Origin of the sequence: Streptomyces sp. E2N166 (assembly GCF_003671715.1) — a bacterium.
Classification (GTDB): domain Bacteria; phylum Actinomycetota; class Actinomycetes; order Streptomycetales; family Streptomycetaceae; genus Streptomyces; species Streptomyces thinghirensis.
Window position 1 is genome coordinate 1,527,002 of record NZ_RAIF01000032.1, and the last position, 20,672, is coordinate 1,547,673.

Below are 20,672 nucleotides of genomic sequence, written 5' to 3' on the forward strand. Positions count from 1 at the left end.
GGGCGGTGCCGCGCCGAGCAGCGGCAGCAGCAGCGCCGCGGTGGCCAGGGCGGGCACGACGGGGGAACCTCGCAAAGCGGCCTCCTGTGACGGTGGGGCGTGGCGGGGCGCGCGGGGCCGAGCGTGGGTCAGTGGTACCCGGCGGTCCTACGATCCGTCAATCATGCCGTCGTGACGGCGATTTCCCATGTCAGCAGGGGGTCGGGCGAGTTTCGCGACGGCGGTGCACGGGCCTGCGCGGCGTCAGTGGCGTACACCAATGGCCGCTGCGAGTGCCCGGGCACACGAAATCCGCGGTGCGCCCCTGAAGGGCACACCGCGGACCGTCGCCTCCTGGAACCGGCGCTCCCGTCAGCGCGTGCCGACCGCCGCGCGCACGGCCCGGCGGGCCAGCTGGCAGTCGTCGTGCAGCCGGCGCAGCAGCAGCCGCTGTTCCTCGCCGGTCGGCGCGGCGCCCGGCTGGGCCGGCGCCTGTGGTGTCGGAGCGGTGTCGTGCATCGAACGCTGCACGGCCGTCTCGTACGTACGGATCTCCCGGGTCAGCACGAGCATCAGGTTCACCACGAACGCGTCGCGCGCGGCCGTCCCCGCCGACTGGGCGATCTGGCTGATCTGACGGCGGGCCGCCGGGGCGTCACCGAGGACCGCCCACAGGGTCGCCAGGTCGTAGCCGGGGAGATACCAGCCCGCGTGCTCCCAGTCCACCAGCACTGGACCGGCCGGTGACATGAGGATGTTGGACAGCAGCGCGTCACCGTGGCAGAACTGGCCCATGCCCTGGCGTCCGCCCGCATGGGCGATGCCGTGCAGCAGCTTCTGCAGGTCGCCCAGGTCCCGATCGGTGAGCAGACCCAGTTCGTGGTACCGGGAGATCCGCGCCGCGTAGTCCAGCGGGGCGTCGAAGGTGCCCGTGGGCGGCCGCCAGGCGTTGAGCCGGCAGATCGCGCCGAGCGCCGCCCTGATGTCCGCCCGCGGCGGGGTTTCCAGTGGGTGGCGCTGCAGCGCCGCCACCCGCCCCGGCATCCGCTCGATCACCAGCGTGCAGTTGTCCGGGTCCGCTGCGATCAGCCTCGGCACGCGCACTGGGGGGCGGTGCCGGACGAACGAGCGGTATGCCCCTATCTCGTGCCGGATCCGCTCCGCCCACGCGGGGGAGTGGTCCAGTAAGCACTTGGCCACCGCCGTGTTTCGCCCGGTCGTACCGACCAGGAGCACGGACCGCCCGCTGCGGCGCAGCACCTGCACCGGGGCGAACTCCGGGCAGATCCGGTGCACGGAGGCGATCGCCGTGCGCAGTTGGGTGCCCTGGGGGCCGGACAGGTCGATTCTTCCGCTGAGCGGCTGCGTGCCGGGGACCGTGCCGCGCCGCGCCCTGCCGGCCCCGAGCACCGGGGCCGCCGGACGTGCGGGGGCGAGATAGGGGCCGCCGCCCGCCGCCGGACGGGGGTGCAGCGAACGCTGCGGGGCGGACACGGAGGACGATGCTGCGTACATGGGCGAGACAGATCCCTTCGTGTGCCTGCTGTGCCTGCCTGAAGCGCGGTGCCCGTCCGGTCGATCCGGGATCCGATCCGGAAGGTCCCGCCTTCTGAAAGCCGTCGCGCTACCCGCCCGGCCGGCGAGGGCCACCCTGGGGAGTAACCCCACGGCGACCGGGTCGGGGTGGCGCATTCCTACCTGACACCCGGCCGCCCGTGGCACACCATCTGGCGCACCCTGGCGAACGGTGGCGAATAGTCGCCCGGCAACCCGCACGGGGCTACTGTCAACTCAGCCGAGAACCTGGGGGCTTGACGTGAGCAAAGAACCCAACAGCCGTCTCTCGGACCTGTTCGGCCTGGCCGGCTGGTCCAAGGGCGAGCTCGCGAGGCTGGTGAACCGGCAGGCGGCGGCCATGGGCCACCCCCAGCTGGCGACCGACACCTCGCGGGTGCGGAGATGGATCGACATGGGAGAGATCCCGCGCGATCCGGTGCCGCGGGTGCTGGCGGTTCTGTTCACCGAGCGTCTCGGCCGTGTCGTGACCATCGAGGACCTCGGTCTGGTCCGGCACGGGCGTGCGGGGAAACGGCAGGGCGGCGGGAGCGAGGAACATCCCGACGGTGTGCCGTGGGCGCCCGAGCGGACTGCGGCGGTCCTCACCGAATTCACGGGAATGGACCTCATGCTCAACCGACGCGGCTTGGTGGGCGCGGGCGCCGCGCTCGCCGCGGGATCCGCACTCAGCAGCGCCATGCACGACTGGTTGCACACCGACCCGGCCCTGGCTGCCGACGCTCCCGACCTCCGCCAACCCCTGCACGCCGACCCCGCCGGGTTCGACCGCTACGAGGCCGCCCCCGTCGGGTCGCAGGAGGTGGAGGAACTCGAGCGCTCGGTCGAGGTGTTCCGCGCCTGGGACGCCGCCCGTGGCGGCGGGCTCCAGCGCAAGGCCGTGGTGGGCCAGCTCAACGAGGTGGGCGGCATGCTCGCCTACCACCACCCACCCCATCTCCAGCGGCGCCTGTGGGGCGTCGCCGCCAACCTCGCCGTCCTCGCGGGCTGGATGTCGCACGACGTCGGCCTGGAACCCACCGCCCAGAAGTACTTCGTCATCGCCGCCCATGCCGCGCGCGAGGGCGGTGACCGGCCCCGGGCCGGCGAGGCGCTCTCCCGGGCGGCCCGCCAGATGGTCCACCTGGGCCGGCCCGACGACGCGCTCGACCTGATGAAGCTCGCCAAGTCCGGCTCGGGCGAAGAGGTGCTGCCGCGCACTCGGGCGATGCTGTACACCATCGAGGCCTGGGCACAGGCCTCCATGGGCAAGGGCCAGGCGATGCGCCGCACCCTGGGGCGGGCCGAGGACCTCTTCGTCTCCGACAAGGCGGACGTGCCGCCGCCGGACTGGATGCAGACGTTCAAGGAGGAGGACCTGTACGGCATGCAGGCCCTGGCCTACCGGACGCTCGCCGACTTCGAGCCGGGGGCCGCCGCGCACGCGCAGCACTACGCGGAGAAGGCACTGGCACTGAGGATCGACGGCCGGCAGCGGTCGAAGATCTTCGACTATCTCTCCATGGCCTCCGCCTGCTTCATCGCCGACGACCCCGAGCAGGCGGACCGCTACGCGCGCCTCGCCCTGGTGTCGATGGGGTCCAACTCCTCCCAGCGCACCTGGGACCGACTGCGCCAGATGTACCGGCTCACCGCCGAGTACGCCGGCTACCCCAAGATCCAGGAGTTGCGGGAGGAGATCAAACTGGCGCTGCCCAAGGGCAAGTCGCCCGGCAGGTCACCCAAGGGGAGGGGCGGCGACATCGCTCCGGCGTAGGGCGCGACGCGCTGTCCGAGCGACGCGTTGTCCGTGCGGCACGTCGGCTAAGGCGTCACCCGGGCCACCAGCACGCAGGCGTCCGCCCGGCGCGGGGAGTCGTCTAGCTCCTCCGTCACGAACCGTACGCCGTCCCGCGCCGAGCGCACCTTGGCCAGGCGGGGGGACAGGGAGAGGAGCCGACGCAGGTCTGCCGGCCCGAGTTCGCCGGTGTGCAGGAGCAACAGGTCACCGGCTTCGAGGATCGCCTCGGCCTGCCCGGCCAGTCCGCGCCCCGTCCCGTCGCGGAACAGCAGCGGGACGGGGTGCCCGGCGTGCGCCCACGCAAGGGCGCGGGCACGGGGCCGGTAACCGCAGTACAGGGCGGAGCGCACGGGCGGCAGGGTGGTGGTCTCGAGCAACCGGTCGAGTCGGTCCTGGAGGTGCGCGGGCCGGACACCCGCCGTCGCCAGGCCGCGCAGGGCACCGATCAGTGTCGCCGGAGCCAGCGCCGCGTCGGCGCCCGGGCCGACGAGGTCGCCGACGCTGAGCAGGGTCTCCTCGCCGGCGAGCGGGCACGCGTCGTACCAGGCGCCGCACCCGGGGGCGTCGGCCGTCGACGGCAGGTAACCGGCGGCCAGGTCCAGGCCCGGCCGTCCCTCGTGCGGGAACCGCAGGAGGCCGTGCCAGGGCGGCGGCACGGCTTCCCGCGGTTCGACCGCGGCCCGTTGCCCGGTGTCCGCGGACAGCGGTCGGCGGCGGAGCGAGTCACGGGTCTCGCTCACCGCCCGCTGGCTGCGGCGCAGTTCGCTGACGTCCCGCAGTACCGCCCACATCGAGGCGGTGCTGCCGTCGGCGTCGAGCACGGGCTCGCCCATCATGTGCACGGTACGCACGGTGTCGTCGGGGCGCACGACGCGGAACTCGCCGTCGATGGGCCGCGCGTCGACCAGGCAGTCCGTGACCATCGCGGTCAGTTTCGGCCGGTCCTCGGGGAGTACCAGGGACGGCAGTTCGTCGAGGCTCAGCGGAGCGGTGGCGGGGTCGCGGCCGAGGATCTGGAAGAGCTCGCCGGACCACTCGGCCTCGTCCGTCAGCAGGTTCCACTCCGCGCTGCCGACCCGGCTGAGCAGCGAACCGGGTCGCGGGGCGGGTGCCGGGCCGTCCCGGAGCTGCGCCAAGTGCGCGTCGATGTCGCTGAGTTGGTGCAGTGCCAGGTCGTACAGAGCGCGCTGCCAGCGTCCGCGGGGGTCCGTTCCGTCGTCCTGGCTGTCCCGCCGTACCGCGTCCACGTCGCCGCGCAGCCGCCGGGCCTGCGATATCAGCGCCTCGACCGAGCCGTGTCCCGGTGGCTGGGCGGCCGGGTGGTCCGCGGAGAGATGGGACGACATGACGCACTCCGATGTGCAGGCGGTACGACCAAGGCGGAACGAGGCTGGCGCAAGGACCGTTACGACTGTGGCACAGCCCGCGACGCCCCGTAAGGGATTTGGCGACACACGATACGGTGGTGCTTCGGGCATATGCCACAGTCTTCCCCGAGCGACTTCGGCACATGAACGGCGTACGTGAGCCGAGGGTCAAGTCGTAGGTCGCCTACGGGACTTGACGGGCGTCGGAGGCCGGTGGCGTCGTCGTCCTGGTGTTCGTAGGACCCCTGTTCCATGACGGGTCGGGGGGCGCCGGGCGGGGTGCCAGGTCGACGGGTGTGCGCGCACCCGTCTCCAGGGCCCGCACCCCCGCCTCGGCGACCGCGGCGGCGGCGTACCCGTCCCAGGTGCCCGGCCCCTCGACCCGGCCCCGCCGGGTCGCGTCGACCCAGCTCTGCACCTCGCGGTCGTAGGCGTCGGCGAAGCGTACGAGGTAGTCCTGCGGCACCTCCTCCCGGGCGCCGCCCGCCGCCGTCACCACCATGGTGTGCGCCTGACCGATCCGGGCGCCGCCCGCCTCGCAGACGGCCTCGCAGCGCACCTCGTAGCCGAAGCCGCAGTTGACGAAGATCTCCACGTCGACCAGCGCGCCCCCCTCGGTCTCGAAGAGCACGAACTGCGGATCGAGCAGCCCCCCGGGCGCGCCCGCCGACGGGCGCGGCCGGAGCACGGTCACCGCGGTCAGCTCCTGCCCGAGCAGCCAGCGGGCCGCGTCGATCTCGTGCGAGACGGAACTGGTGACCAGCATCGCGGAGGTGAAGTGCGGCGGCGAGGACACGTTGCGGTGGACGCAGTGCAGCATCAGGGGCCGGCCCAGCCGCCCGCCGTCCAGCAGCGACTTGAGCTTCCGGTACTCGGCGTCGTACCGCCGCATGAACCCGATCTGCGCCAGCCTCCGGCCCAGCCGCGCCTCCGCCTCCACCACGCGCAGCGCTCCGGCGGAGTCCGGCACCATCGGCTTCTCGCACAGCACCGGCAGCCCCCGCGCGAAGGCGGCCAGCAGCGCCTCCTCGTGCGCCTCGCCCGGCGAGGCGATCAGGACGGCCTCCACGCCCGGCGCGTCGATCGCGGCCTCGACGTCCGTGTGCACGACGACCCCGTCGATCCCGCCGACGGCCTCCTTGGCCCGCTCGGCGTCGGGGTCCGCCACCGCGGCGACCCTGGCGCCGTTCACCACCCGGTCGAGGCGTCGTACGTGATCGGCGCCCATGTGTCCCGCGCCCAGGACCGCCACACCCAGAAGTTCGCTCACGCTCCGCCGGCTCCTTCCCCGTCCGCCGCACACCCGCCGAGGGCGGGTGCGGTACGGCGAACAGGGTTTCATGGTCGTCAAGAGGGGGGAGCTGCCGGGGCGCGGCGGCCGGCGTCAGTACCGCAGCACCCCCGCGATTCCGTCCACCTCCCCAAGGGCGCCGTCCGGCACGAAGCGGACGTCGGCGCCGGTCTCCAGGCACTGCTCGACGATCTCGTCCACGATGTCCTCGCGGGCGTCGAGGTCGCCGCTGTCCGCCGGGAGCAGGTGCTCACCGTCGTCGCGCATCGTCACCTTGTAGTTCTCCTCGACGGCCAGCAGCCGGACCCGGCCGGCGTGGGCGCTCTCCCACAACTCGTCGACGCCGGCCGCGAAGTCCTTGCGTCCGCGGGCCGCGTCCAGTTCCCTGGCGACGGCCTCGACGGCGCCCCGCGCCTCGTCGTCGAGGACCGGCCGCACCGCCTGCCACACGGCCTCCGCCGTGCCGTGCGCGAGGCCCCCGTGCGGGACGAGGACCGCGTCCCGCACGGTGTTCCCGGTCTCCTCCAGCAGGGAGAGCGCGGGCTGCGGCCCGGTGACGTACAGCGGCCGGGGATGCGCGCGCAGGACCCGGCCCATCTCGGTGTCGGCGTCGCGCAGGAACCGGCGGGTGGTCTCGTCCCGGAAGGTGCTGGGCGCGTCCCCGATCCGCTCCTGGCGTTCGGGGTCGAAGTCCAGCGGCGGCCGGTCCATCGGGAATCCGCCGGTGCGGTCCTCGACGACCCGGCCCGCGCCCCCGCTCCACAGCCTGACGCGGTCGGCGGCGACCGACAGCACCCAGAACGGCCGCTCGGCGGCCTGCGCGGCGACGAGGTTGCGGGTCAGGAAGGTGTCCGACAGGACCACGCGCTCGGGGACGGAGCGGGCGAGCGTCCAGACCTGGTGTTCACCCGGCGCGGCGAAGAGCGCCAGGCCGTCCTCGGCGTGTGTCAGATCGACCTCGGCGAGGGCCCGGTCGAGTTCCCGGGACACCTCCATGCGCCGTTCGCGGGTGACCGCGGGATCGTCCTGCAGCTGTTTCTTGGCCTCGGCGACCGCGTTGCGCAGCCGGACGGAGTCCTGGGCGTTGTCCGGTTCGCGACGGTGCGTCGGGGTCAGCACCGACACGGCCGGGTAGGGGCGGGGGCGCCGCAGTTCGGCGAGGGTGGCGGGACTCAGATCGTGCTCCATGTCAGCACGATAGAACTGATGGGCGTATCGGGCATTCGGAGCAATTCGCCATCTCGGTCACGCCTTCCGGTTCAGTCGTCGTCCCGGGAGGTCCGGGAGCCCTCGGAGCCGCAGGAGCTGCCGTCGGGCGGCAGGGAGCCGTACAGCAGGAAGTCGTCGACCTTGCGGTGCACGCACTCGGAGGACGCGTAGCCGGTGTGCCCCTCGCCCTTGTTGTCGAGGACCACCGCCGCGGGGCCGAGCCGCTCCGCCGTCTCCACCGTCCAGCGGTACGGCGTGGCCGGGTCGCCCCGGGTGCCGACGAGGAGCATCTTCGAGGTGTCGAGGTCCTTCACGTCGTCACGGATGTAGTCCGTGCCCTTGGGCCGGCCGTGGCACATCAGCACCTGCGTGAGGCGGTACCGGCCGAAGACCGGCGACGCCTCCTCGTACCGTGCGCGCAGCCGCTCCAGGGACCCCGCGACCTGGTCGGCGGTGGGGCGGTCGGGGTCGTCGGCGCAGTTGATCGCCATCAGGGCGGCCGGCAGGTTGTCCATCGGGACGTCCTCCGGGTCGGTGAGGCCGCCGCCGGTGTCCGCGGGAGTCCGCGCGCGGACCGGGAAGGTGACGCCGCCGGACACGAAGCCCTCCAGGCCGCGGGTGTCGCCGTCCTCGAGCAGCTGCGCGAGCGCCCGCTCCAGCGTGGGCCACAGCTCCTCGCTGTACAGCGCCTGACCGATGGCGCCCACCATGTCCTGTCCGGAGAAGGGCTCGCCGAAGCCCGTCGGCACCGGGTCCGCGTCGAGTGAGGCGATGACCTGTTCGACATGGCGCCGGGCTTGCCGGGCGTCCTGTCCGAACGGGCAGGCGATGTCCTCCACGCACCAGTCGAGGAAGTTCTCCAGAGCGGTCTGCTGCCCCCGCGCGCCGGTCAGCCCCTGCTCGGCCAGCGGTTCCGTCAGGGTGTCCACGCCGTCCAGCACCATCCGGCCGACCTTGTCCGGGAAGCGGGCGGCGTAGACCGCGCCCAATCGGGTGCCGTAGGAGAAGCCGAGGTAGTTGAGCCGGTCGTCACCGAGCGCCCGGCGCATCACGTCCATGTCGCGCGCCGCGTTCACCGTGCCTATGTGGGGCAGCACCGGGCCGGAGTGCTTCGCGCACTCGGCCGCCGCCTCCCGCAGGCGCCGCAGTACGTCCCGCGGGTCGGTGAGCTTCTCGTCCCCGTCCGTCGCCTCCACGATGTCCAGCGTGGCCGGGCCGCAGGTGACCGGCGAGGACCGGCCGACGCCGCGGGGATCGAAGGTCACCACGTCGTAGCCGTTGGTCAGATGCATGAAGTCCTTGCCGCCGGCGGAGAGTTCGCTGACGCCGGAGCCGCCCGGACCGCCGAAGTTCAGCAGCACCGAGCCCCGCGACTCACCCGTCGCCCGGTACCGGGCGAGAGCCAGGTCAAGGGTTCCGGCCTTGGGGTGGTCGTAGTCGAGGGGGACGGTGACCTTCCCGCACTGCAGGTCCTTCGGTACGTCCATGCCCTCGCACGCCGACCACTCGATCCTCTGGTCGTGGAACCGGGACAGGTCGGGCCCGGTGTTCCGTGCGGTCGCGGCCGGCAGCCCCGTGGACAGCAGGGCCAGCCCGAGCGCTCCGGTGACCGCGCAGCGCCGGACCGAGGGCCGAGTCGACAGCTTGGCCTGCATCGATGCCTCCCGGACGCCCCGTCGCGGACCGGTGGTCGGCGCCCTCGATCACCATAAGCGGGCCTCGCTCACCTCGCCTCCGGGCGGCGGCCCGGTCGCACGGGGGAGGGGCCCTCGGCGGGCGTACGGACGCTTTGCCGCTCGTTCGACAAAACGGCCACTCGATGGAGTGAAAGACCTATAAGCCATAACTCGGATGGTGCGCCCGCGTTTTAACCGGTGCGGGCGAGCGCCCGTGACCATGTCTGGAAGGCAGGGAACCTCATGAGAAGGGTTACCCGAAACGCGGTGTTCGCCGTCGCCGCCTCCGGCGCGCTGGCCGTGACGATGCCGGGATTCGCGGCGTTCGCGTCCGACGGTGCCTCCGCCGACGGTGCCGCCGTCGGATCGCCCGGGCTGATCTCGGGCAACACCGTCCAGCTCCCGGTGGACGTGCCGGTCAACGTCTGCGGCAACACGGTGAACGTGGTGGGGCTCCTCAACCCGGCCGCGGGCAACAGCTGCGCCAACACCGAGGGGGCCGGTGCGACCGACAGGGGGACGGGCTCCTCCGCGGGCACCGGCTCGCCCGGCGGTGCGGCAGCCGAGGGCGGCGCGAAGGATTCACCGGGCGTGCTCTCCGGCAACGGCGTGCAGCTGCCGGTCCACCTCCCGGTGAACGTGACCGGCAACAGCGTCAACGTCGTCGGCATCGGCAACGCGGCCGTCGGCAACGAGTCGACGAACACCTCCGGCGACCGCCCCGAGACCGAGCGGCCCCCCGCGGAGCCGGAGCCCGAGCCGTCCGCACCCGAGGAGGAGCGCGAGCGCGCCCGACCGAAGCCGGTCCCGCACGCCGCCTTGCCGCAGGCGTCGGCGTCCCTCGCCCACACCGGGACGGACCAGACCCTGCCCGCTCTCGCGGGCGGCGCGGCGCTCGTGCTGGGCGGAGTCGTCCTCTACCGGCGGTTCCGGCCGAGGGCCGGGAGCTGACCGAGAGCGGACGGTCGTCCCGGGGCGCCGGACAGCGCGTCGCCGGGGCGACCCGCTCCGTCGGGACACGTGCGACGCCGCCGGGCGTGGCAGGGACCGCTCGGTGACGTCGTCCGTGACCCCTTACACCCGGGCCCGTCCCTCGTGGAAACGGCGGTGCAGGGCGCGGATCTCCTCGGTCAGTTCCGGTACCGGGCCCGCCACCGGCACGCCGGGCGCCACCTCCCGCACCGCAAGCGTCCGCACGGGCGGTGCCGGGACGCCCAGCTCCGCCAGCCACTCACCGAGCTGCCGCGACGAGGCGACGTACACGATGCGTCCAAGACCCACCCAGGCGTGCGCGGCGGCGCACATCGGGCAGTGCTCGCCGGACGTGTAGACCGTGGCGGCGGCCCGCTCCCCGGGGGCGAGGTGCGCGGCCGACCAGCGCGCCAGCTCGAACTCCGGGTGGCGGGTGCGGTCCCCGGAGGCCACCCGGTTGTGGTCCTCGGCCAGCACCGTGCCGTCCGCGCCGACCAGCACCGACCCGAACGGCTCGTCGCCGGCGTCCAGTGCCTCGGCCGCCAGTTCCACGCAACGGCGCAGATACGGCAGCTCCGTTTCCTTCACGACCATGGTGTACGACCCTCCTGTCGACTCTGCTGTATCCGCCGTCCGACGGGCACGCGCCGTGTACTGCGCGGGGCTGCCTTCACCGTCGCGGCCGCCGTCTTCGTCGCCTTCCTGGCCGCCTCCAGTGTGCCGTCCCCGCTCTAACCGATCTACCGGCAGCGTCCCTGTTCCCGGCGCGGAACGAGGAACGGACCGACGCCATGCCGGGCATGTTCCGCGGCGACTTCACCGCGGCGGTGCGCGGCCTCGTCGAGGGGGCGCCGGCCGGGACCGACCCGGCTGTCGTGGACGCCTACGTCGAGAAGATGGTCGCGGTACGGCAGCCCGCGGGCCTGCGTGCCATCGAGGGCCTGGTGCGCGGGGACACGGACGCGGCGCTGCGCGAGACGGAGCAGCCGGTCGCCGTGCTCGCCATTCGCGACCTGGTGGCGCAGGAGGCGATCGACCGCTACGGGGACCGCCTCGACATCGTGCTCGTCGACCTGGGCGGCCACCACCTCCCGGTGGAGTCCCCCGAAGCCGCGGCGAAGCCTCTGGCCGACGTGGAGCACCCCGAACGTCTCCGACAACGCATTGCTATGACCAATCGCGAGAGTTACAGTCTCTAACTAAAGCGAGTGCGGGTAGCGGAACTTGTCGCTGTCCGTGCGAAGGAGACGAAGAGAAGAGGGCCCCTCATGTCCGCCGCCCCGCAGCCGTACGCCCCGCACACCGTCCTGGGGTCGGGCCCCGCCGGTACCGGACTCGCTCGTGAGCTGGTCCGCAGGGGGTATCCCGTCCGTCTCGTCGACCGGAAGGGCGACGGTCCCGCGATCGAGGGCGTCGAGCGGTTCGCCGCCGACGTGAGCACGGCCGACGGGGCCCGGGCCGCGGCCGGTGACGCGGCTGTCGTGTACCACTGCGTCAACGTGGGCTACCACCTCCAGACGGAGGTGATGCCCCGCGTCCAGGCAGCCGTCCTGGCCGCCGTCGGGACGACCGGGGCCCGGCTGGTCGTACTCGACACGCTGTACCCGTACGGCGAGACCGGGGGAGCGGTGATGACCGAGGACAGCCCCTGGCAGGCGACCAGCCGCAAGGGGCGGATGCGCGCGGAACTCGACGAGCGGTACCTCGCCGCACACCGGGCCGGCCGGGCCCGCGTGGCCCTCGGCCGCAGCGCCGACTTCGTCGGTCCCGGAGTACTCAACTCGTCCCTGGGTGCCGCCGTCTTCCCGGGCGCGCTCACCGGCGGGGAGGTTCTGGCGTTCGGCGACATCGACCTGCCGCACAGCTACACGGACATCCGGGACGTGGCGTCCGGTCTCGCGACGCTCGGTGAGCGACCGGAGGGCGACGGCCGAGTCTGGCACCTGCCCACCGCGCCCGCCGTCAGCACGCGCGAGATCCACACGATGATCGAGAAGCGCGTGGGCCGGCCGTTGAACGTCACGGTGCTCGCGGAGCCCCGCCCCGGCGGCCCCTTCGACGAGCGGTTCATGGCCGAGTACGCGGAGATGTTCTACCAGCACACGGAACCCCAGATAATGGACTCCGCCGCCTTCGAGCGCTCCTACGGGGTGGCCCCGAAGCCGCTCGCCGACACCGTCGAGGCAACCGTGGCCTGGTACGAGGAGTGGCTCGGCAGCCGGTGACGGCCCCGCGTGCTCAGCGGCGCCTGCTCGGCCGCGACCGGTCCAACGCGGCGACGCCGACCGCGGCCAGGCCGATCTGGATGAGCCACTCGACCCAGTCGACGCCGTCGGTGTCGCCCACGTCGAACGCCGTCGCGATCCACGACCCGATCAGCGCGGCCAGGATGCCGACGAGGATCGTCCACAGGACCCCGATGCGCTGGCGGCCCGGGACGACGAGTCGGCCCAGGACGCCGATGACGATTCCGATGACGATGGCACTGATGATGCCGTCGATGTCCATCTCCGCCCCTTCTTGTCAAGACCCCCGCAGCGGTGCGTGTGCCCGCTGCGGGCGGGCGCAGTCCGTCGGGGCGCCGGGGCGCGGCGCGGGCCGGCCCGCGAGGGCGGGCCGGCCCGACGTGTTCCCTTCCCGTGTGTCTAGGGCTTGCGCATGGTCTTCGCCGCCGTGGCGGCGCACACCGCGCCCAGGGCCAGGGTCAGGGCGCCGATGATGATGTTGTTCCAGATGACGCCGGCGTCCGGGTTGGTGCCGACGATCCAGGGCGAGATGATCATCCAGATGCCCATCGCGCACATCGCCCCGCTGAGGCCGTACATGCGTTCCGGGGCTCGGGTGAAGCCGAGGGCCAGCAGGCCGATGGCGATTCCTATGATCAGGTTGTGGGCCACCAGTGAGGGCTGGCTCGTGGTGAAGTGGACTATCCACGGGGACACGGCACAGTACAGGCCGAGCAGGAACACCGGCCCGTCCACGAGCGCCACATCCCGACCGCCGAGCATGCGGGCGTAGCGCGCCTGCATTTCCGGAGCGTCGGGGTGGCTGGAGAGGTCACCTCGGGTGTGCGAGACGTTGGCCATGAGTCGTCTCCTTTGACTTACCGGGCCTTGATCGATCTGGTCGCGGTGTGCGGTAACGCCGCATACGTCCATTCTGCTCTTATTTCTCCCTTATGTGTAGTCGTGGGCGAGCGGGACATGTCCATGCGCATCGCGGGCAAACGCTCGGGCAGGAGAGCATGAACGGACACAGGGGCAGTGGAGGTGGCCGCCGCTATGGACGCGAAGGTGTTGGAACGATTTCCAGCGGGGTCGCCGCGCGGATCGTGGCCGGCGGAGGAGTGCGCCGCACGCCGTCGGGCGCAGGGCGAGGCCGCGACCGTCGTGATGGACCTGCGGTCGGACGCCTTCCTGGTGGTCGTACCGGCCCGCGACGAGGACTGAACGGGGGCCGGGGGAGGGGGCGTTGGGCGTTCCCCGCCGAACACCCTTCCTCGTCACGTCCGTGTCGGGCTGTCGAGGCCCGTCGCGCGTCCGCCTCCGGCCACGACCCTCCGCCGTCGGCGCACGCGAAACCGGTGCCGTGGCCCGGGAATGTATTTGGGCACCTGAAAGGTTGGCAACTACATCCAGTTGTTTCCAGCCGTTCAGTCGTCCAGTCGGTGTCCGTCACCGGATTCCCCACCAGCGAGGCACACAGTGAACCACCCCGCCCCCGAGCAGCCCGCCGACGTCGTGGCCCGGCTGCGCGCCACCTTCCGCACCGGCCGTACCAAGCCCTTCGAGTGGCGCACCGCACAGCTGCGCCGGCTGCGCGAGCTCCTCACGGAGAAGGGCCCCGACCTGGAGGCCGCGCTCCACGCCGACCTGGGCAAGAGCGCCGCCGAGGCGCAGCGCACGGAGATCGGCTTCACCGTGCGCGAGATCGACCACACCCTCGACCATCTCGCCGACTGGCTGCGCCCCGAGTCGGCCCCCGTCCCGGCGCACCTCGGTGCCGACGCCACCGCCTGGACGCAGTACGACCCCCTGGGCGTCGTCCTCGTCATCGCGCCCTGGAACTACCCGGCCCAGCTCCTGCTCGCCCCGGTGGTCGGCGCCCTGGCCGCCGGCAACGCGGTGGTCGCCAAGCCCAGCGAGCTGGCCCCGGCCACCTCCGCCGTGCTGGCCCGCCTGCTGCCGCGGTACCTGGACGCCGAGGCCGTGGCCGTCGTCGAGGGCGGCGTCCCCGAGACCACGGCCCTGCTCGCCGAGCGCTTCGACCACGTCTTCTACACGGGCAACGGAACCGTGGGCCGCATCGTCATGCGCGCCGCCGCCGAGCACCTCACCCCGGTAACCCTCGAACTCGGCGGCAAGTCACCGGCGTTCGTCGACCGCGACGCCGACCTCGACGTCGTCGCCGCCCGGCTGGCCGGTGGCAAGTTCCTCAACGCCGGCCAGACCTGCGTGGCCCCCGACTACGTCCTCACCGACCCGGAGACCGCCGCCGCCCTGGAGCCGGCGCTGGTCCGCGCGGTCGAGGGACTGTACGGGACCGACCCGGCGCGGTCCGCGGAGTACGCGCGGATCGTGAACGAGCGCCACTTCGACCGGCTGACCGGCCTGCTGGACTCCGGCCGGGTGGTCGTCGGCGGCGGCAGTGACCGGGCGGAGAAGTACATCGCGCCGACCGTGCTCGCCGACGTCGCCCCCGACGCTCCGGTGATGCGGGAGGAGATCTTCGGCCCGATCCTGCCGATCGTCAGCGTGTCCGGCCTGGACGAGGCGATCGATTTCGTCAACGACCGCGACAAGCCGCTGGCCCTCTACGTCTTCAGCGAGTCCGACACGACCCGGGAGCGGTTCGCCGCCGAGACGTCCTCCGGCGGTCTCGGCCACGGGCTGCCGCTCGCCCACCTCACCGTCTCCGACTTGCCGTTCGGCGGCGTGGGGGAGAGCGGCATGGGCAACTACCACGGCCGCTACTCCATCGAGACGTTCAGCCACCGCAAGGCGGTCCTGAAGAAGCCCCTGAGCTGACCGGCGCGCGGTCTCGGAGAAGCCCGAGGGCCCGCCGAGCCGACCGCCCGAAGAGTCCACGCCAACCCGGCCGGGAAACGGCCGGGTTGGCGTGGACTACACCCTTGACTGGTACAGACCAACGCGGTTGAGTATGCCTCCACACCCCCCCACCACGGCCGCCCCCCACGCCGTGGCCGGTTCGTCCGGCACGCGCGCACAAGGCTCCGCTCCGTCCTGCCCTTGTGCGGGAGCGGCCGTGCTCCGCCGAAGGAGGCAGACCTGTGTCGAGGCGCCGTATGTCCGCCCTGGTGACCGTGCTCGCCCTCGCGGGAGCCGTGCCCGTGATCCTGCCCGCCACCCAGGCGTCCGCCGCCGCGTGTTCGAGCTACCCGGCCTGGTCGGCCGACGCCAACTACAACGCCGGCGACATCGTCCGCTACACCGACGGCAAGGCCTACCGGGCCGAGCACGCCAACCCGGGCTACGACCCGCTCATCAGCACCTGGTACTGGGAGCCGTACGCCTGCGACGGCGGCTCGGAGACTCCGGTCGGCAACTTCGTGGTGTCCGAAGCCCAGTTCAACCAGATGTTCCCGGGCAGGAACTCCTTCTACACCTACAGCGGTCTGAGCGCCGCGCTCAGTGCCTACCCGGGCTTCGCCAACACCGGCAGCGACACCACCAGGAAGCAGGAGGCCGCGGCCTTCCTCGCCAACGTCAGCCACGAGACCGGCGGACTCGTGCACATCGTCGAGCAGAACACCGCCAACTACCCGCACTACTGCGACTGGGGCCGGCCCTACGGCTGCCCGGCCGGCCAGGCCGCCTACTACGGGCGCGGCCCGATCCAGCTCAGCTGGAACTTCAACTACAAGGCCGCGGGCGACGCGCTCGGCATCGACCTGCTGAACAACCCCTGGCTGGTGCAGAACGACGCGGCCGTCGCCTGGAAGACCGCCCTGTGGTACTGGAACACCCAGTCCGGGCCGGGCAGTATGACCGGGCACAACGCCATGGTGAACGGCGCCGGCTTCGGCCAGACGATCCGCTCCATCAACGGCTCCCTGGAGTGCGACGGCAAGAACCCCGCACAGGTGCAGAGCCGCGTCTCCAAGTACCAGCAGTTCAGCCAGATCCTCGGCGTCTCACCTGGCGGCAACCTCTACTGCTGAGCCGTCCCCGATGTGTGCGAGACTCCGCCGGTGACCTCGGAAACGATCACCGCGGAGTCCGCGGGCACCTGGAGCCTCGGTGACCTGCCCGTCCGCCGCATCGGCTTCGGCGCGATGCGGCTGACGGGCAGCGCCGCCTTCCACCTCGGCACGCCGAGTGACCGCGGGCGCTCCCTGGCCGTACTGCGCCGGGCGGTCGAACTCGGCGTCAACCACATCGACACGGCCGCCTTCTACTTCTCCTCCCTGCGCTCCGCCAACGAGCTGATCAACAGCGCGCTGGCGCCGTACGCCGACGACCTGGTGATCGCCGCCAAGGTCGGCCCGTACCGCGACTGGTCGGGGGAGTGGGGCACCTCCGCCCGGCCCGAGGACCTGCGGGCCCACGTCGAGGAGAACCTGCGCCAACTCGGCCGGGACCACCTCGACGTCGTCTACCTGCGCCGCATGCGGCAGGACTCGATCGCCGAGCACTTCGGCGCCCTCGCCGAACTGCGCGAGGCGGGCCTCATCCGCCACCTCGGCATCTCCGACGTGGAGCCCCGGCACCTCGCCGAGGCCCAGGCCATCGCCCCCGTGGTCTCCGTCCAGAACCGCTACGGCCTCGGCTTCCACGACCCCACCACCGACGAACTCCTCGCCCTGTGCCGTGAGCAGGGCATCGCCTTCGTGCCGTTCTACGCCATCGCCGGCGAGGCCGGACCGCAGGGCGCCGGTACCGCCCACGAGGACGAGGTCCGTACGGTGGCCCGGGCGCACGGCGCGAGCCCCGCGCAGGTGAGGATCGCCTGGACCCTGCACCAGGGGCCGGGCGTCCTGGCCATTCCCGGCACCGGCAACCCCGATCACCTCGCCGAGAACGTCGCGGCCGGCGCCCTCCGGCTCACCGGGGAGGAGCTGACGCGCCTCGACGGTGCCCGGACCGGCTGAGACGCCTGGGCGGGGCGCGGGGCGCGGGGCGCGGGGCGCGGGCTGGTGGCTGAGGTGCCTGGGCCGGCTGCGGGCCGCGGGCTGAGGCGCCCGGACCGTGCGGCGCCCGCACGGGCATGCGCGCTACTCGGTCCAGGCGCCGTCCCGCATGATGTGCCGCTGCTTCAGCTCGCGCTGCTCGTGCCAGGCCTGCACCGCGAGCGGGCGCACCCGGAACCAGGCGTACGACGCGCTGTCCTCGCGCGGGTCCCAGCCGGTCTTCGCGAGGAACGCCCCGGCCGCCGCGGACGGCGCCTCCCGCAGGCCGAACGTCTCCACCTCGCCGTCGATCAGCACGACGTCCCGGGTGTGCCCGAACGCCAGCCGGGCCCGGCCGCCGTCGCGGAGGTTGCGGCCGGTCGGGTTGGTGAGCCGGGTGCACAGCCAGACCGACTCCCCGTGCCACACGAACCACAGCGGGACCATGCAGGGCAGGCCCTCGGCGTCCGCCGTGGCCACCCAGATGTCCATCTCCCCCTCCAGCCGGTCCAGCACGTCCTGCTTGCGCTGCCGGGGCTCGCGCGGTGGTGCGGTGATCTTCATGGCCGTGACGGTAGTGGACGGGCCGCGCCCCGCGCCTCGGGCCCGAGACGTAGGACCGGAGACTGGCGCCGCGGTGGGTTTTACGTATAACCTCTCCCGTCAATCGCCCGTCCCCGAAAGGCCCCGATGAGACGCATCGCCCTGGTCACCCTCGTCGTCGACGACTACGACGAGGCGATCCGCTTCTACACCGAGGCCCTCGGGTTCCGCCTCGCCGAGGACACGCCACGGCCCGACGGCTCCCGCTGGGTAGTCGTCGAACCCGGCGGCGAGGGGGGCGCGGCACCGGGCACCGCCCTGCTGCTGGCCCGCGCCAAGGGGGAGGCCCAGCGTTCCCGGATCGGCGACCAGACGGGCGGGCGCGTCGGCTTCTTCCTGTACACCGACGACTTCGCCCGCGACCACGCCCGCATGGCGACCGCGGGCGTGACCTTCCTGGAGGAGCCCCGGTACGAGCCCTACGGCTCGGTCGCCGTCTTCCAGGACCTGTACGGCAACCGCTGGGACCTGCTCCAGCCCGCCGACTCCTGACCTGTCCGGCACCGCCGGCCCTGCCCAGTACCCCCCGCCCGACGACCCGCCGAGGAACGACCGCACATGGCATCTACGCGCATAGACACCCGGACCCGCATGGACATCGAGACCCTCCGCCGCCTCCCCAAGGCGGTGCTGCACGACCACCTCGACGGCGGTCTGCGCCCCGCGACCGTCGTGGAGCTGGCCCAGGCCGTCGGCCACACCCTGCCCACCGCCGATCCCGACGAGCTGGCCGCCTGGTACTACGAGGCCGCCAACTCCGGCGACCTGGTGCGCTACATCGCCACCTTCGAGCACACCCTCGCCGTGATGCAGAACCGCGAGGGCCTGCTGCGTACCGCCGAGGAGTACGTCCTCGACCTCGCCGCCGACGGCGTCGTCTACGGCGAGGTCCGCTACGCCCCCGAGCTGATGACCAGCGGCGGACTGGCCCTCGCCGAGGTCGTCGAGACCGTCCAGGAGGGCCTGGCCGCCGGCATGGCCAAGGCGGCGGCAGCGGGCACTCCGGTGCGCGTCGGCACCCTGCTGTGCGGGATGCGGATGTTCGACCGCACCCGCGAGACCGCCGACCTCGCGGTCGCCTTCCGGGACGCCGGTGTCGTCGGCTTCGACATCGCGGGCGCCGAGGACGGTTTCCCGCCCGCCGACCACCTCGACGCCTTCGAGCACCTGCGCCGCGAGAACGTGCCCTTCACCATCCACGCCGGCGAGGCGCACGGCCTGCCCAGCATCCACCAGGCGCTCCAGGTGTGCGGTGCCCAGCGCATCGGCCACGGCGTGCGCATCACCGACGACATCCCGGACCTCGCGGCGGGCAAGCTCGGCCGGCTCGCCGGCTGGGTCCGCGACCGCCGGATCGCCCTGGAGATGTGCCCGACCTCCAACCTCCAGACCGGCGCCGCCACCTCGATCGCCGAGCACCCCATCACGGCCCTCAAGGACCTCGGCTTCCGCGTCACCCTCAACACCGACAACCGCCTCGTCTCCGGCACGACGATGACCCGTGAGATGTCCCTGCTGGTCGAGCAGGCCGGCTGGACGGCCGAGGACCTGCGCACGGTCACGGTGAACGCGGTGAAGAGCGCCTTCATCCCCTTCGACGAGCGCCGGGCCCTGATCGAGGACGTCGTCCTGCCGGGCTACGAAGCGGTGCTCTGAAGGAGCCCGCGCGCATAGGCGGCCTGTCCGGCGTGCTGGAGATCGTCGGACAGGACGCTCACCAGCCGGGCGCCCAGGGTGACCGGCGGGTCCCAGTTCTCGTCCACGATCCGCTCCAGGTCCTTGGCGGCCAGGGAGCGCAGGGCGCCGAGCGTCCGCTCGTGCACGGCGTCGTAGTATCCGGTCAGCAGGCCGGCTGAGTCGACCCGCACCTTCGCGACCTCCGCGGAGCTGTGGCCGTATCCGGTGTCGTGGCGGGGCAGGCCGAGGCCGAAGCGTTTCTCCCACTCGCCGCTCAGCCACACCTGGTCGAGCCCGAAGGCGTCCGCGACGTGGTCGTCCTGGACGCGGGTGAGGTGCCAGACGAGCCAGGCGACGGAGTTGGCGTCGTCGGCGGGACGGGCGTTCAGGCCGCCGGGGTCCAGGCCCTCGACGGCGGCATGGACTTCTTCCTGGATGCGGCCGTAGCCCTCGATGAGGATGTCCTTCGCATGCATGCGTCCACCATCGCGCAGTCCGCGCTCACCCGCCCCCCGTTTCCAGCAGCCCCATCAGCGCCCGCGCGGCCGGGCTGGTGGCCTCGGCCGGTGGCAGCAGCGCGATGGTCTCGTACGCCGTCTCGGGGGAGTCCTTCAGCGGCAGCGAGGTGAGCGAGGCCCGCTTGTGCCGGAAGTGGCGCGGTACGACGGCGATGCCGAGGTTCTCGTCGAGCAGGTCGAGCAGACCGTGCACGTCGTTCACCTCCAGCGCGACGGTCCGCCGTACGCCCGCCTCGGCGAAGGTGGTGTCGGTGACGCGGCGCGGGCCCCAGTCCGGGTGGAAGTCGACGAAGACCTCGTCGGCGAGATCGTGCGGCGTCAGCGCGGCGCCGTCGGCCGCGAGGCGGTGGTCGGGATGGCAGAGCACGGTCATCGGTTCGCCGGCCAGCGAGACGGAGCGCAGCTGGTCGGTGTCCGCCTGCGTCCGGTAGGCGAAGGCCAGGTCGAGCCGCCCGGCCGCGACCTCATCCGCCAGCTCGCCCGAGCCCGCCTGCCGCAGCCGGATCTCCACGTCCGGATGCCGCCCGCGGAACGCGGCCAGCAGCCCCGCCACCGGCACCCCGGCGATGCACTGCTCGCTGCCCAGCGACAGTGTGCCCCGCAGCACTCCCTGCACCGCGGCGACCGCCTCGTGCGCCGACCGTACCTGCGCCAGGATCCGCTCGGCCTCGCCCAGCAGTGCCCGCCCCGCCTCCGTCAGCGTCACCCGGCGCGTCGTGCGCACGAACAGCGGTGCCCGCAGCTCACGCTCCAGCGCCCGGATGGACGCGGACAGGCCGGACTGGGACACCATCAGCCGTTCCGCCGCGCGGGTGAAGTGCTGGTCCTCGGCGACCGCCACGAAGTGCTGGAGATGACGCAGTTCCATGACTGAGAAGCGTAGCCGCACAATTCCA

Annotated in this window: 21 protein-coding genes; 10 read left to right on the plus strand and 11 right to left on the minus strand. The window is 72.6% G+C overall.

Translation table 11 applies throughout. The features are described from left to right. Positions 1 to 351: 351 nt before the first annotated feature. On the minus strand, positions 352 to 1,494 hold the full coding sequence (locus EBH09_RS33830; protein ID WP_121750624.1) for an aminoglycoside phosphotransferase family protein: 1,143 nt from the start codon (positions 1,492 to 1,494) through the stop codon (positions 352 to 354). A 301-nt stretch (positions 1,495 to 1,795) separates the two neighbouring features. On the opposite strand from EBH09_RS33830, the gene EBH09_RS33835 reads away from it, so the two are divergent. Beyond that, positions 1,796 to 3,310: a hypothetical protein gene (locus EBH09_RS33835; RefSeq protein ID WP_121750625.1), complete on the plus strand. Its 1,515-nt coding sequence runs from the start codon at positions 1,796 to 1,798 to the stop codon at positions 3,308 to 3,310. 47 nt (positions 3,311 to 3,357) lie between these two features. Here EBH09_RS33835 and EBH09_RS33840 read toward each other — a convergent pair whose 3' ends face one another. From EBH09_RS33840 to EBH09_RS33855, 4 genes are all read right to left on the minus strand, one after another. Then, entirely contained in the window at positions 3,358 to 4,680 is a 1,323-nt protein-coding gene (locus tag EBH09_RS33840; protein ID WP_121750626.1) for a SpoIIE family protein phosphatase, read from the minus strand. 205 nt (positions 4,681 to 4,885) lie between these two features. Beyond that, on the minus strand, positions 4,886 to 5,971 hold the full coding sequence (locus EBH09_RS33845; protein ID WP_238697522.1) for a Gfo/Idh/MocA family oxidoreductase: 1,086 nt from the start codon (positions 5,969 to 5,971) through the stop codon (positions 4,886 to 4,888). Positions 5,972 to 6,085: 114 nt separating this feature from the next. Next, on the minus strand, positions 6,086 to 7,180 hold the full coding sequence (locus tag EBH09_RS33850; protein WP_121750627.1) for a chemotaxis protein: 1,095 nt from the start codon (positions 7,178 to 7,180) through the stop codon (positions 6,086 to 6,088). A gap of 71 nt (positions 7,181 to 7,251) precedes the next feature. Beyond that, the gene (locus EBH09_RS33855) at positions 7,252 to 8,856 is read right to left on the minus strand and encodes an alpha/beta hydrolase (protein ID WP_121750628.1); all 1,605 of its coding nucleotides are present in this window, start codon (positions 8,854 to 8,856) and stop codon (positions 7,252 to 7,254) included. A 264-nt stretch (positions 8,857 to 9,120) separates the two neighbouring features. Between EBH09_RS33855 and EBH09_RS33860 the strand changes: the two genes are divergently transcribed. Next, positions 9,121 to 9,828, plus strand: a complete 708-nt coding sequence (locus EBH09_RS33860; RefSeq protein WP_121750629.1) for a chaplin — start codon at positions 9,121 to 9,123, stop codon at positions 9,826 to 9,828. A 123-nt stretch (positions 9,829 to 9,951) separates the two neighbouring features. Here the strand turns inward: EBH09_RS33860 and EBH09_RS33865 are convergent, their stop codons facing one another. Next, positions 9,952 to 10,443, minus strand: coding sequence for a nucleoside deaminase (locus EBH09_RS33865; RefSeq protein ID WP_121750630.1), 492 nt, complete (start codon positions 10,441 to 10,443; stop codon positions 9,952 to 9,954). Positions 10,444 to 10,640: 197 nt separating this feature from the next. Here EBH09_RS33865 and EBH09_RS33870 point away from each other — a divergent pair, with 197 nt between their 5' ends. Both EBH09_RS33870 and EBH09_RS33875 read left to right on the plus strand, forming a co-directional pair. After that, positions 10,641 to 11,048, plus strand: coding sequence for a hypothetical protein (locus tag EBH09_RS33870; protein WP_193776676.1), 408 nt, complete (start codon positions 10,641 to 10,643; stop codon positions 11,046 to 11,048). A 69-nt stretch (positions 11,049 to 11,117) separates the two neighbouring features. Then, on the plus strand, positions 11,118 to 12,074 hold the full coding sequence (locus EBH09_RS33875; RefSeq protein WP_121750631.1) for an NAD-dependent epimerase/dehydratase family protein: 957 nt from the start codon (positions 11,118 to 11,120) through the stop codon (positions 12,072 to 12,074). A 13-nt stretch (positions 12,075 to 12,087) separates the two neighbouring features. On the opposite strand, the gene EBH09_RS33880 is transcribed toward EBH09_RS33875, so the two are convergent. Beyond that, positions 12,088 to 12,357: a GlsB/YeaQ/YmgE family stress response membrane protein gene (locus tag EBH09_RS33880; RefSeq protein ID WP_121750632.1), complete on the minus strand. Its 270-nt coding sequence runs from the start codon at positions 12,355 to 12,357 to the stop codon at positions 12,088 to 12,090. A 137-nt stretch (positions 12,358 to 12,494) separates the two neighbouring features. Next, positions 12,495 to 12,935, minus strand: coding sequence for an SPW repeat protein (locus tag EBH09_RS33885; RefSeq protein ID WP_121750633.1), 441 nt, complete (start codon positions 12,933 to 12,935; stop codon positions 12,495 to 12,497). Between the two features lie 195 nt (positions 12,936 to 13,130). On the opposite strand from EBH09_RS33885, the gene EBH09_RS38100 reads away from it, so the two are divergent. From EBH09_RS38100 to EBH09_RS33905, 4 genes are all read left to right on the plus strand, one after another. After that, positions 13,131 to 13,298, plus strand: a complete 168-nt coding sequence (locus EBH09_RS38100) for a hypothetical protein (RefSeq protein WP_193776677.1) — start codon at positions 13,131 to 13,133, stop codon at positions 13,296 to 13,298. A 255-nt stretch (positions 13,299 to 13,553) separates the two neighbouring features. Continuing rightward, on the plus strand, positions 13,554 to 14,876 hold the full coding sequence (locus EBH09_RS33895; protein ID WP_121750635.1) for an aldehyde dehydrogenase family protein: 1,323 nt from the start codon (positions 13,554 to 13,556) through the stop codon (positions 14,874 to 14,876). A gap of 263 nt (positions 14,877 to 15,139) precedes the next feature. Next, entirely contained in the window at positions 15,140 to 16,030 is an 891-nt protein-coding gene (locus EBH09_RS33900) for a glycoside hydrolase family 19 protein (protein ID WP_121750636.1), read from the plus strand. Between the two features lie 12 nt (positions 16,031 to 16,042). Next, positions 16,043 to 16,960 carry an aldo/keto reductase gene (locus tag EBH09_RS33905; protein ID WP_121750637.1) on the plus strand — a complete coding sequence of 306 codons (918 nt, stop codon included), beginning with the start codon at positions 16,043 to 16,045 and terminating at the stop codon, positions 16,958 to 16,960. A gap of 123 nt (positions 16,961 to 17,083) precedes the next feature. Here the strand turns inward: EBH09_RS33905 and EBH09_RS33910 are convergent, their stop codons facing one another. After that, on the minus strand, positions 17,084 to 17,542 hold the full coding sequence (locus tag EBH09_RS33910) for a pyridoxamine 5'-phosphate oxidase family protein (protein ID WP_121750638.1): 459 nt from the start codon (positions 17,540 to 17,542) through the stop codon (positions 17,084 to 17,086). A gap of 126 nt (positions 17,543 to 17,668) precedes the next feature. On the opposite strand from EBH09_RS33910, the gene EBH09_RS33915 reads away from it, so the two are divergent. After that, the gene (locus EBH09_RS33915) at positions 17,669 to 18,073 is read left to right on the plus strand and encodes a VOC family protein (protein ID WP_121750639.1); all 405 of its coding nucleotides are present in this window, start codon (positions 17,669 to 17,671) and stop codon (positions 18,071 to 18,073) included. Between the two features lie 66 nt (positions 18,074 to 18,139). Further along, positions 18,140 to 19,237, plus strand: coding sequence for an adenosine deaminase (locus EBH09_RS33920; protein ID WP_121750640.1), 1,098 nt, complete (start codon positions 18,140 to 18,142; stop codon positions 19,235 to 19,237). Here EBH09_RS33920 and EBH09_RS33925 read toward each other — a convergent pair. Both EBH09_RS33925 and EBH09_RS33930 read right to left on the minus strand, forming a co-directional pair. Beyond that, the gene (locus EBH09_RS33925) at positions 19,219 to 19,734 is read right to left on the minus strand and encodes a DinB family protein (RefSeq protein ID WP_121750641.1); all 516 of its coding nucleotides are present in this window, start codon (positions 19,732 to 19,734) and stop codon (positions 19,219 to 19,221) included. The genes EBH09_RS33920 and EBH09_RS33925 overlap by 19 nt on opposite strands. A gap of 25 nt (positions 19,735 to 19,759) precedes the next feature. After that, positions 19,760 to 20,644 (minus strand): LysR substrate-binding domain-containing protein, encoded by an 885-nt coding sequence (locus tag EBH09_RS33930; protein WP_121750642.1) that lies wholly within the window; start codon positions 20,642 to 20,644, stop codon positions 19,760 to 19,762. Positions 20,645 to 20,672: the final 28 nt, after the last annotated feature.

Coding starts and splice junctions, on each gene's coding strand:
- EBH09_RS33930 (WP_121750642.1), bottom strand. CDS start 20,644: ATGGAACTGCGTCATCTCCAGCACTTCGTGGCGGTCGCCGAGGACCAG.
- EBH09_RS33865 (WP_121750630.1), bottom strand. CDS start 10,443: ATGGTCGTGAAGGAAACGGAGCTGCCGTATCTGCGCCGTTGCGTGGAA.
- EBH09_RS33910 (WP_121750638.1), bottom strand. CDS start 17,542: ATGAAGATCACCGCACCACCGCGCGAGCCCCGGCAGCGCAAGCAGGAC.
- EBH09_RS33830 (WP_121750624.1), bottom strand. CDS start 1,494: ATGTACGCAGCATCGTCCTCCGTGTCCGCCCCGCAGCGTTCGCTGCAC.
- EBH09_RS33920 (WP_121750640.1), top strand. CDS start 18,140: ATGGCATCTACGCGCATAGACACCCGGACCCGCATGGACATCGAGACC.
- EBH09_RS33855 (WP_121750628.1), bottom strand. CDS start 8,856: ATGCAGGCCAAGCTGTCGACTCGGCCCTCGGTCCGGCGCTGCGCGGTC.
- EBH09_RS33870 (WP_193776676.1), top strand. CDS start 10,641: ATGCCGGGCATGTTCCGCGGCGACTTCACCGCGGCGGTGCGCGGCCTC.
- EBH09_RS38100 (WP_193776677.1), top strand. CDS start 13,131: ATGGACGCGAAGGTGTTGGAACGATTTCCAGCGGGGTCGCCGCGCGGA.
- EBH09_RS33915 (WP_121750639.1), top strand. CDS start 17,669: ATGAGACGCATCGCCCTGGTCACCCTCGTCGTCGACGACTACGACGAG.
- EBH09_RS33840 (WP_121750626.1), bottom strand. CDS start 4,680: ATGTCGTCCCATCTCTCCGCGGACCACCCGGCCGCCCAGCCACCGGGA.
- EBH09_RS33850 (WP_121750627.1), bottom strand. CDS start 7,180: ATGGAGCACGATCTGAGTCCCGCCACCCTCGCCGAACTGCGGCGCCCC.
- EBH09_RS33880 (WP_121750632.1), bottom strand. CDS start 12,357: ATGGACATCGACGGCATCATCAGTGCCATCGTCATCGGAATCGTCATC.
- EBH09_RS33885 (WP_121750633.1), bottom strand. CDS start 12,935: ATGGCCAACGTCTCGCACACCCGAGGTGACCTCTCCAGCCACCCCGAC.
- EBH09_RS33860 (WP_121750629.1), top strand. CDS start 9,121: ATGAGAAGGGTTACCCGAAACGCGGTGTTCGCCGTCGCCGCCTCCGGC.
- EBH09_RS33875 (WP_121750631.1), top strand. CDS start 11,118: ATGTCCGCCGCCCCGCAGCCGTACGCCCCGCACACCGTCCTGGGGTCG.
- EBH09_RS33925 (WP_121750641.1), bottom strand. CDS start 19,734: ATGCATGCGAAGGACATCCTCATCGAGGGCTACGGCCGCATCCAGGAA.